Consider the following 2,248-nt stretch of genomic DNA (forward strand, 5'->3'; position numbering starts at 1 on the left):
ACAACAATTTCAAAACAAGAAAAATCAGCTAAAAACCGCTTTATAGCAGTGTTTTTAACTGATTTTTCTTTTATAAACTGTCAAAGTCGGGAAGTACAGTATAGCGGTACAAATGAGCGCTGGTCAATCATTTACGGGCTGATTTTCCAAAATGCGAAGAAATCCTGCCTTTCGCTGCAATTCACCGTCAAATCTTTCCTGAACTTTGCTATAATCCCGACTTTGACAGTTTATAAAAGAAAAATCAGTTAAAAACACTGCTATAAAGCGGTTTTTAGCTGATTTTTCTTGTTTTGAAATTGTTGTGAACACAGATTATTTTGCGTAAGTCCGAAGGACTTCTAACGGAACAAATTGATGGCTCCATTTTTTACCGAGAAGTTCGTTTATTTTCAGGAAATCCTCGTTTCCAAAGACTTCCCAATATCCCTTTTCCAACGGACGGCACTGTGCGCTGAGTAGGGCACTCTGTATTCTTTCTGGGCTAAGTTGCCATTCCAGCTTATGTTCCAGCAGCCGCATGATCGTCAGAGAGATGAAGCAAATCAAAAAATGTGCTTCGATATGGGGTTGGGTCCAGACATAAATTGGACGCGCATCAAAGTTCGTCTTGAGTACCTTGAAACAATCCTCAATGCGACTCAATGAGCGATAGCTGTCCAACATCTCTTCATCGCTCATTTCCGTCTCGCTGGTGATCAGTACGTTGATGCCATCAAACTGCTCATCAAATGCAATTTTCTCCTCATCGATGGAGATGTGTGGCACGAGCCTCTTGATTTCTCCAGTCTCTTCATCGACAGTTTCTACATCCAAGTATCGTTTGCCACCTTTTTTCATGGTCATCCGGAATCTCTCACCAGCAGTTAACTTCTCTGCATACTCCACCGATTTCTCACGACGGATTTTTTCTCGGAAGTCATACTTCTGATTCCAGGTTACGAGGATTTTTTCTGTAATTTCCTTTTTATCAACTTTTCTTTTTCGAATCATCGATTTTTTTGCGAAGGTCTCCTGCTCATTGATGATCCAATCTTCAGAATCAAGCGCGAATTTTTGAATGTCCTTTGGAGCACCTCTGGTGCCACGAACTTTTTGACTGAAAAGGTATCCGTCCTTATTTTTGAGTGTCTCAATGATATTGTTCTTACTGTTCATCCCTTTGTCAGCTACGACAACGATTCGCTCAATCCCGAACTGTTTTTTTATTTGCTCCACTGCGGGTAGGTAGGTTTTAACATCCACGCAGTTCCCAGGAAACAACCGGAATGCAATGGGAATCCCATTGGTGTCCATGAACAAACCCATCTGTACTATAGGATTGGGCCGCTTCTCCTTGCTGGGGCCCCGTTTCCGAAAAGCAGGGAGCGTCTCCCCATCCACCTCAATAGGCTCGTCATCCAAATCGGTTTCAAAGTAGTAGTTCGTGACATCATAAAAGACCAATGCTCCCGTGCGCCCGACGCTTTTTGAGATGACATGGTGCATCTGCAACTGGATCTGTTCGCTCAGTAGGCTAAAAGTATCCAACGATCGGTAGACATCCTGAGGAGATAGATTAAAATCCCCAAACAAGTCCCCTTGGGACTGAACGCTTTTCCATTTGCTTTGGGGATCTAAAATCCTTTTCACCGTCAGTAGACGCAACGATTCATTCAAATCGATTTTTGAGTTCGTTCCTTTTTGATGTACTCGCAAAACCTTTGCGAGCCCAAGGCTCCTGAATATTTCATCCAAAAGGAGCCAACCGTAGTTTTGGAGTGGATTTGATATTTTTTTATTCAAATCGAGGGTGAGAGAAAGGGTTTCCGGTTCCGGTTGAAACTTACCTGCCTTTACGTCCTCCTTTAATTCCGATAAATAATTAGGATTCCCGGCTTCCAGTTCTTTCAACTTTCCCAAAGATTTGATGGTACGTTGTTTTACTTTATCTTTGTCGCGATAGCCTTCCACAATTGAAACATACTGCGTGCCTTCGCGGTTCTTAGTCACTTTTACAAACATACCTCATTATACCACGCACAACCGTTCACAACAGCATAAAAAATAAAAAACTTGCGTTTTTTCCAATAACCGCAAGCTTTTCATTTGAATTTTACTATTTTAACTGTCAAAGTCGGGATTATAGCATATCACACCGCTGTGTCAATATTTTTCGGAAACTTGGGCTATGTTCCGGTTACGCCAAAATCAGACAGCTTTGCTGGCGACCAAAAGTGTGACTGCCACAGTGACAGAATTCAACGGA

2 protein-coding genes are annotated in these 2,248 nt (G+C 42.1%); one reads left to right on the forward strand and one right to left on the reverse strand.

What is annotated here, in order from left to right:
• A partial coding sequence (locus WBV27_RS11430) for a hypothetical protein (protein WP_424202170.1) occupies positions 1-252 on the forward strand: 252 nt, incomplete at its 5' end.
• Between the two features lie 63 nt (positions 253-315).
• Here WBV27_RS11430 and WBV27_RS11435 read toward each other — a convergent pair.
• Positions 316-2,004, reverse strand: coding sequence for an IS1634 family transposase (locus tag WBV27_RS11435; RefSeq protein ID WP_424202172.1), 1,689 nt, complete (start codon positions 2,002-2,004; stop codon positions 316-318).
• Between the last annotated feature and the right edge of the window lie 244 nt (positions 2,005-2,248).

It is taken from the genome of Trichococcus sp., from assembly GCF_049589555.1.
Classification (GTDB): Bacteria; Bacillota; Bacilli; order Lactobacillales; family Aerococcaceae; genus Trichococcus.